General features: G+C 66.3%; 8 protein-coding genes (1 of these 8 cut by a window edge). 5 read left to right on the forward strand and 3 right to left on the reverse strand.

Annotation, left to right across the window (positions count from 1 at the left end; genetic code table 11):
* Positions 1-37 precede the first annotated feature (37 nt).
* Together aroA and cmk are read left to right on the forward strand one after the other, a co-directional pair.
* Positions 38-1,375, forward strand: a complete 1,338-nt coding sequence (gene aroA / locus MMG94_RS19080) for a 3-phosphoshikimate 1-carboxyvinyltransferase (protein ID WP_016921782.1) — start codon at positions 38-40, stop codon at positions 1,373-1,375.
* Positions 1,372-2,004 carry a (d)CMP kinase gene (gene cmk, locus MMG94_RS19085; protein WP_016921783.1) on the forward strand — a complete coding sequence of 211 codons (633 nt, stop codon included), beginning with the start codon at positions 1,372-1,374 and terminating at the stop codon, positions 2,002-2,004. The genes aroA and cmk overlap by 4 nt, the downstream gene beginning before the upstream one ends.
* A gap of 6 nt (positions 2,005-2,010) precedes the next feature.
* Here cmk and MMG94_RS19090 read toward each other — a convergent pair whose 3' ends face one another.
* The gene (locus tag MMG94_RS19090; protein WP_016921784.1) at positions 2,011-3,114 is read right to left on the reverse strand and encodes a helix-turn-helix transcriptional regulator; all 1,104 of its coding nucleotides are present in this window, start codon (positions 3,112-3,114) and stop codon (positions 2,011-2,013) included.
* A gap of 134 nt (positions 3,115-3,248) precedes the next feature.
* Here MMG94_RS19090 and MMG94_RS19095 point away from each other — a divergent pair, with 134 nt between their 5' ends.
* Positions 3,249-4,286 carry a glutamyl-Q tRNA(Asp) synthetase gene (locus MMG94_RS19095; protein ID WP_016921785.1) on the forward strand — a complete coding sequence of 346 codons (1,038 nt, stop codon included), beginning with the start codon at positions 3,249-3,251 and terminating at the stop codon, positions 4,284-4,286.
* Here the strand turns inward: MMG94_RS19095 and MMG94_RS19100 are convergent.
* Positions 4,283-5,005, reverse strand: coding sequence for a hypothetical protein (locus tag MMG94_RS19100; protein ID WP_016921786.1), 723 nt, complete (start codon positions 5,003-5,005; stop codon positions 4,283-4,285). The genes MMG94_RS19095 and MMG94_RS19100 overlap by 4 nt on opposite strands.
* Positions 5,006-5,200: 195 nt before the next feature.
* On the opposite strand from MMG94_RS19100, the gene MMG94_RS19105 reads away from it, so the two are divergent.
* Both MMG94_RS19105 and MMG94_RS19110 read left to right on the forward strand, forming a co-directional pair.
* Positions 5,201-5,473, forward strand: coding sequence for an acyl carrier protein (locus MMG94_RS19105; protein WP_016921787.1), 273 nt, complete (start codon positions 5,201-5,203; stop codon positions 5,471-5,473).
* 27 nt (positions 5,474-5,500) lie between these two features.
* Positions 5,501-5,761 (forward strand): acyl carrier protein, encoded by a 261-nt coding sequence (locus tag MMG94_RS19110; protein WP_016921788.1) that lies wholly within the window; start codon positions 5,501-5,503, stop codon positions 5,759-5,761.
* Positions 5,762-5,766: 5 nt separating this feature from the next.
* On the opposite strand, the gene MMG94_RS19115 is transcribed toward MMG94_RS19110, so the two are convergent.
* On the reverse strand, positions 5,767-7,551 hold the 3' portion of the coding sequence (locus MMG94_RS19115) for a M23 family metallopeptidase (RefSeq protein ID WP_016921789.1). It continues 276 nt past the right edge of the window; the window shows 1,785 of its 2,061 coding nt (coding positions 277-2,061); the start codon falls outside the window, past its right edge; it ends in the stop codon at positions 5,767-5,769.

Consider the following 7,551-nt stretch of genomic DNA (forward strand, 5'->3'; position numbering starts at 1 on the left):
GGATATTGGCCGCCGCCATCCGCCAGGGAAACATGCTTTGACCGCCGCCCACGCTCCCGCCGCGCCGCTCGCCGCCGCCGCCTCCGGCCCGCTTTCGGGCCGCGTGCGGCCGCCAGGCGACAAATCCGTTTCTCACCGCTCCATGATTTTCGGCCTGCTCGCGACCGGCGAGACGAAGGTCGAGGGACTTCTGGAGGGCGAGGACGTATTGCGCACGGCGCAGGCCGCCCGCCAGCTTGGGGCGAAGGTCGTGCGCCATTCGCCGGGCTCCTGGAGCGTTTGGGGCGCGGGGCTGGGCTCGCTTCTCCAGCCCGTCGAGACGCTCGATTTCGGCAATGCCGGCACGGGCTCGCGGCTGATGATGGGCGTCGTCGCCGGCCATCCGATCGTCGCCCGTTTCGACGGCGACGCTTCGCTTCGCAAGCGTCCGATGAAGCGCATTCTCGACCCGCTGGCCCTGCAGGGCGCACAGGTGCTGGAACAAGCCGAGGGCGGCCGCCTGCCGCTGGTGCTGCAGGGCTCGGCCGAGCCGCTTCCGGTCGAATACAAAACGCCCGTCGCGTCGGCGCAGATCAAATCGGCTGTGCTTTTATGCGGCTTGAACTCTCCCGGACGGACGATCGTCATCGAGGCTGAGGCCTCGCGCGACCATACGGAAAAGATGCTCGCCCATTTCGGCGCCGAGGTGACGAGCGAATCTTATGGTCCGCACGGCCGCAAGATCACGCTCGAGGGCCGGCCCGAACTCGTCGCGCGTCCCGTACGCGTGCCGGCCGATCCGTCCTCCGCCGCTTTCCCGCTCGTCGCGGCGCTGATCGCGCCGGGCTCCGACATCGTCGTCGAAGGCGTGATGACCAATCCGTTGCGTAGCGGGCTGCTGACGACGTTGCAGGAAATGGGCGCCGACATCACGCTCGACAATAAACGCGAGGAGGGAGGCGAGGAAGTCGCCGACATGCGTGCGCGCTTCTCTTCTCTGAGCGGAGTCGACGTCCCGGCGGCGCGTGCGCCATCCATGATCGACGAATATCCGATCCTCGCGGTGGCGGCTTCCTTCGCGAAAGGCGAGACGCGCATGCGCGGCCTCTCGGAACTTCGCGTGAAGGAATCCGATCGTCTTGCGGCCATCGCGGCCGGGCTGAAGGCCAACGGCGTCGATTGCGAGATTGTCGGCGACGATCTCATCGTGCGCGGCGGCGGCGTATCTGGCGGCGGACTGGTCGAGACGCATCTCGATCACCGCATCGCGATGAGCTTCCTCGTCATGGGGCTCGCCGCACGGAACAAAGTGACCGTAGACGACGAGACGATGATCGCCACGAGTTTCCCCTCCTTCCGCCCGCTGATGGAAAGCCTTGGAGCGCGCTTCTCGTGAGCCTCGTCATCGCCATTGACGGGCCGGCGGCGTCCGGCAAGGGCACGCTCGCGCGCAAGCTCGCCGAGCATTACGGCCTGCCGCATCTCGATACGGGCCTGCTCTATCGCGCCACGGCCTGCGCCTTGCTCGACGAAGGCTTGCCGCTCGACGATGTGGAGGCCGCCGTCGAAGCCGCGCGCGGTCTTTCGCTGACCGATTTCGACGAAGCGCGCCTGCGGGCGCGCGAAATGGGCGAGGCGGCGTCCGTCGTCGCGGCGATGCCGCCGGTGCGCGCCGCGCTCATCGACATGCAGCGCGCCTTCGCCGCGCGCCCCGAGGGCGCCGTGCTCGACGGCCGCGACATCGGCACCGTGATCTGTCCAGAGGCGCGCGTAAAGATTTTCGTCACCGCGACGCCCGAGACCCGCGCCCAGCGCCGCGCGCTGGAGCTGGCGTCGCGCGGCGAAGCGGTGGATTACGCAGCCATTCTCGACGATGTGCGAAAGCGCGACGCGCGAGACAGCGAAAGAAGCGCCGCGCCGCTGAAGGCCGCCGACGACGCGATAAAGCTCGACACCAGCGAGCTCGATCGCGAGGAGGTTCTTGCGGCGGCGCTCGCTATCGTCGAGCGCGCGCGGAACGTTTAGCAATCATCACCCGCCGACCGGCTGCAATGGAAATTTGGGCTGCGCGGCGAGCAGGGCGGAAAGCTGGGATTGGCGGCTCGCGCCCGTCTTCGCGAAGACGGATTTCATCTGCGTGCGAATGGTGTTGATTCCGACCTTGTGCCGCTCGGCGATCTGGTCGAGGGTCAATCCCTCGACGAGGCCGCCCGCGACCCGCGCTTCCGCCGCCGTCAGATCGAACAGGCTCTGGACGACGGCGTTGTCGGGCGCGGCGGGCTTCGAGATCGGCGTAATCGCCAGAACGCCAAGTCCGCCGCCGAAAAGGTCGCGCGCGTCGCCGGTGACCGGAATGAGATGGACGACCACCGGCTGGTCCCGGCTGCCTCTCGACGGAAAAGAGCGCACCGAAGCGGCGACGGGAGCGCCGAGATCGGCGATGGCGCGCCGAAGCAGCTTGTCCGCCGCGGGTTCGATCAGGGCGATGCGGTCCTTCGGCATCCAGACATGATGCGAAGTCAGTTCCTCGATGAGCCCATTGGCGGCGAGGACCCTGCCTTCGGCGTCGAGGATGGCCGCGGGAACCCCGAGAATGGCGAGCGCTTCCGTCGCCGAGCGCAAACGCTCGAGCCGCCAGCGCGCCGCGAGAAGCCCGGCCCGCGCGAGATGCGGTCGCAGGGCGTCGAGCTTTGCGAGCTCCGCGCGTCCGAAAGGCGCCTCGCCTTTGCGGCGCTTCACTTGAAATACAACCAGGTCGCCATTGGGAATGGGTATCGCCGTCGCCGTGCAATGATGGATGCCGATCGGGCCGCACCATTCCCTGATGACCGGGTCGGCGCTGAATTCCTCTTCGGTGAACCCCTCCTGGTCCGCGACGAAACCGGCCCGGTTGAAAGCCAGAAGGCGGGGGGGAACCTGACTGCGGGCGAGACCGCCTCCGCTGAAAAAGGCGTCGGCCCCACGCGCCAGCGCCCCGGAACAGCGCCAGCCGAGCCAGGCGTCGGCCCGGCGCGCGACGATCGCGCCGCCGGCCGCGTCCGCGACCTTGCCGATGTCGTGCATGATGCGGGGCCAGCAGTCCGGGTCCGCCGCCGCTTCGTAGATGTCATCGACCAGGGACTCGAAATCTGGCATGTCTTGCAACCCGAATCCGTCAAATCATTGGTCTTGTTGCGGCATGATGACGCATGCGTCGTCCGGCGTCCACAGGGACGGCGAAATATCGAAATCCCGCTTCAACTTGACAGGAGTGCGAGGAAACGCAGTCGATGGCTTTCCCGGAACAAAGGGTTTTCCGTTTCGCTCCGTCGCCAAACGGCTTCCTGCATCTGGGCCACGCCTATTCAGCGCTGCTGAATTTCGGGCTGGCGCGCGCCTGCGACGGGCGCTTTCTCCTGCGCATCGAGGACATCGACCGGGGCCGCGCGCGGCCCGAGTTCGAAGCGGCGATTTTCGAGGATCTCGCCTGGATCGGGCTCGAATGGGAAAAGCCCGTACGCCGGCAATCCGAACATTTCGAGGATTACGCGAGCGCCTTGGAGCGGCTCGATGCGATGGGGCTGCTCTACGCCTGCGACTGCACGCGCGCCGACATCGCCAAATTCGCAGCCGCTCATGCCGATTGGCCTTGCGACCCCGACGGCGCGCCGCTTTATCCCGGAACCTGCCGCGACAAGCCCCGCCGCCCCGCGCGCGAGACGCTGACGCGGGGCGGCGTCGCGCTGCGGCTCGATATGGCCAAGGCGGCGGCGCGCGCGGGGCAGGGGGTGAGCTGGCGGGAGTTTCGCGAATCCCGCGATGCGATCCCATCCGTTCCTCTTGAGGAGAGGGCGGGGTGGGGGGAGGCTCCTGGTGGGACCCCGCCCGCCGCCGCTTCGCGGCGGCGCCCTCCCCGTAAAGGGGAGGGATTGCTCACGCCCGGCGCCCGGCTGTCCAAGAAGGGCGCCCTCTTGAGCGACGACGCCGAATTCGTCGTCATCTCCGCCGACCCGAAGCTATGGGGCGACGTCGTCATCGCGCGCAAGGACACGCCCGCGAGCTACCACATCGCCGTCGTCGTCGACGACGCGCTGCAAGGCGTGACCGACATTGTGCGCGGGCGCGACCTCTTCCACGCCACGAGCCTGCATCGTCTCCTGCAGCGGCTGCTCGATCTGCCGGAGCCGCGCTACCGTCATCACCAGCTGGTCGTGGACGAAGGCGGAGAGAAGCTCGCAAAAAGCCGCGGATCGACGACGCTTCGCGCCCTATGGCGGGAGGGCGTGGGCGTCGCCGACATCGTCCGTCGCTTCTCGAACCAGTTCTAGATTCCCCGGCCGGGGTCGTGGCTCGAATGGGTCTCATGACCGCCGTCCGGGCGGCTCAGGCAGCCCCGCACGACATTGCAGATCGTCGCCACCGAACGGGACGCCGTCAGCTGGCCCGGCTGAGCGTCCGCGGCGGGTCGCCATTGGAAGCAGGTCGGGATTGCGTCGCCGGACTCGCCGCGGTTGGAGGCGACTGCTCGATTGGTCAGCAGACGCTTGGATGAATCGCAGGTTTCCAGCAGCATTTCCGTTTCCTGCACGCCCAGCGGATTATGCAGCAGCCTGACGCCGAACCGATCCGTCTTGCGCCTCCGGTTCAAAATCTCGAAGATTCCCGCGAGCGCCGCTTCGTCCTGCGCGCCGATCGGCGAAACCTCGTCGAGGCCAGTCGCATATTCGAGCGCGATGGGGCGCGCCCATTCGCTCGTGAATCGAAGGTGAATGGGCTGCATCTCTTCTTGCGGCGCTTCCTGCGGCCTCAGATGCGTTTCCGCGCGGTTTCGATCGACGGTTTCGATCATCACCTCGCCGGCGCGCACGGGAAAATGCGTGTGAAGCAGCGTCGCGCCAAACCGCTCGCCGAGGCCTGATTCGACGAGGAAATTCCCAAGCTCATCGAGGCAGGCGACGTCGTCCGAAGAGAGTTTTCCCGTTTCTCCGGCGTCGATATGCGCCAGAGCGGCGTAATCGCTTTCCGTGTGTCTAACGATTTCGAGCATATTGATCCTCCATGGCGGAGCTGGCGAGCGGGCAATAGTTGCGCTCGACAACAGGAACGCCGCCGCACCGAATTTCGTTCCCGCGCAGGCGCCGCTTTTGGCTGCGCTCTCCCGCGTGCTCTCCCGCACAGCGACGGACCTCCCGCCCCGTTATCTTCCAATCATCGAATTCAAGAAGCGGCGCGGAGAAAACCAATGTTCGCCACGATCCAGACCATCATCGATCAGGAAGCCAAGCTCGCCGTCCCGGCGGCCCATCTGACCCTGCGCGCCGATCTCTATGCGCTGGGCCTGACCTCTTTCGACGCGATCCGCCTCATCGTCGCGATCGAACGCGCGTTCAAGGTCGAGCTGGCGCGCGAGATGCTCAAGCGCGAGACCGTCGCTTCGATCGAATCCATCGCCAGGGCGATTCAGGCCGCGCAGCCCGCGCCGATCGTCGCCGAGGACATGCGCATCGCCGCTTGAGGCGAAGAAAGAGCAGGGGAGGGGACAATGTTCGCAATCATTCGGCGCGTGATCGACCAGGAAGCGCGTCTCGCCGTGCCGGCGGCCGATCTGACGCCCGGGGCCGATCTTTACAAGCTTGGCCTCACGCCCTATTCCGCCGTCCGCATTTTGCTTGCTCTCGAACGCGAATTCGAGGTCGAATTGCCGCGCGGCCTTCTCAAGCGCGAGACAATGCAGTCGATCGACGCCGTCGCGCGGGCCTTGCATATCGCCATGTCGGCGAACGGCGCGCGCAGCGCCGCCTGACGGGGTTAGCGGCTCGCCGTCGGACTTCCGCTCGTCGGCGCGCGCGCGACCTTGTTGCTGTTGGGCGCCTTGGCCATCAGCGAATCAATGCGGTCGCGCTCTCTCTTGAACTCGACCAGCATGCGGCCTTCGATCTCGCGCGTGCGCGCCAGCTTGACGCGCATCGGATCGACGAAATGGCCGTTGACCATCACCTCGTAGTGAAGATGCGGGCCCGTCGAGAGGCCGGTCGAGCCGAGGAAGCCGACGACCTGTCCCTGCTTGACGCGCACGCCCTCCGTAATGCCGCGCGCGAAGCCGGACATGTGATTGTAGGTCGTGATGTAGCCATTGGCGTGCTGGATCTCGACGCGGCGGCCATAGCCTGAATCCCACTGCGCCTTGATCACCGTTCCATTGCCGGCCGCGAGAATCGGCGTGCCGATCGGCGCGGCCCAGTCCACGCCGGTATGCATCTTGTAATAACCGAGGATCGGATGGCGACGCATGCCGAAGCCGGATCGCGTCTCGCCGATCGAGATCGGTTTACGCACCAGGAATTTTCGGCTGGAGCGTCCATTTTCGTCATAGTAATCGACGAGCCCGTCGTCGGGAGTCTGGAAGCGGTAGTAACGATAGGTTTCGTTTCGCGTCGTCAGCGACGCATAAAGGAGGCTGTCGCGCGTCGGGCCGGAGCCGTCCTCCGGCTCGTCATAGAACATGTCGAGCGAGTCCCCGCCCGAAACGCCGCGCTGAAGGTCGACGTCGTTCGCGAAGACGCGAACGAGTTCGTTGACGACGGGCTTCGGAACCTGCTGTTTCAGCGCCGTCTCGTAAAGCGAGTCGTATAGACGCATCGCCCCGGAATCGTCGTCCTCGCCGTCGCTCGTAAAGTCGTCCGCCTGCTGAATGCGTTTCGTGGCGCGCCGCGCAACGGCGGTCGGGGCCGTGGGCGTCTGCACGAAAGCGCCCTTGTCGGTCGCCGCGACGATCGATTCCACTTCGTCGTCGTTGTAGACGGACATGCGCGCGAGCTGCATATTTTTGCCCGAGCCGTCGAAATCCGCGAAAAGCAGCTTCACGCGCTGGCCCTCGCGCACCGGATCGCGTTTTCCCCTATAGGCTGCGGCGACGGCCGCGATGCGCAATCTCGGCACGCCATTGGCCAGGAGAATGTCTTCGAGACCCTCGCCGTGGCGCACGACAGCGAGTTTTTCCTCCATCTGCGTCGGCTGCGGCGTGTCGCGCGGGGCGATGGTGACGTTTTCCGGCACCATGCGGACTTCGATGGAGGAGAAAGGCGCGGTGAGCGACGCGCCCGGCGTGGCGTAGGCGAGAGCCTGCGGGTCGATCGCGGCGGCGCGGCTGGTGCGCGACAGCAGCAATTGGCCGGGCAGGGGAAGCGCGGCGGCTTTCGGTCCCGCGGCGATCGCGCTCTTCACCTGCTCGAGCACCTGCGCCTGCGCTTCGTCGAAGGAGAGCTGCGCGCTCTGCGCCTGTATGTCGACGGAGGAGAGGTCCTTCGTGACGAAGGAGACTTCCGCCTCGTCGAGCGCGATATCCGATTCGCCATTGCTCTCCGGCGCCCGCGGATCGCTGACGAGCTTCAGCGGATTGAAGGCCGGCACTTCATTGGCGAAGCTCGTCGGCGCAAGCGTGAGAGTCGCGGCGACATGGGTGAAGGCGCGCGTGCGAACCACTTCCTTTTCGCCGGATTTCGACGTCGTGGCGGCGCGGAACGTCTGCTTCGCGGCGACGACGTCGACGGCGCGCATCAACCGGTCGCCCTTCTTCGGATTGACGACATTGCC

The sequence above is a fragment of the Methylocystis parvus OBBP genome, from assembly GCF_027571405.1.
GTDB classification, from domain to species: Bacteria; Pseudomonadota; Alphaproteobacteria; order Rhizobiales; family Beijerinckiaceae; genus Methylocystis; species Methylocystis parva.

Bases quoted from the DNA above. Each gene is read 5' to 3' on its own strand.
- MMG94_RS19105 (WP_016921787.1), top strand. From the start codon at position 5,201: ATGTTCGCCACGATCCAGACCATCATCGATCAGGAAGCCAAGCTCGCC.
- MMG94_RS19095 (WP_016921785.1), top strand. From the start codon at position 3,249: ATGGCTTTCCCGGAACAAAGGGTTTTCCGTTTCGCTCCGTCGCCAAAC.
- MMG94_RS19100 (WP_016921786.1), bottom strand. From the start codon at position 5,005: ATGCTCGAAATCGTTAGACACACGGAAAGCGATTACGCCGCTCTGGCG.
- MMG94_RS19090 (WP_016921784.1), bottom strand. From the start codon at position 3,114: ATGCCAGATTTCGAGTCCCTGGTCGATGACATCTACGAAGCGGCGGCG.
- MMG94_RS19110 (WP_016921788.1), top strand. From the start codon at position 5,501: ATGTTCGCAATCATTCGGCGCGTGATCGACCAGGAAGCGCGTCTCGCC.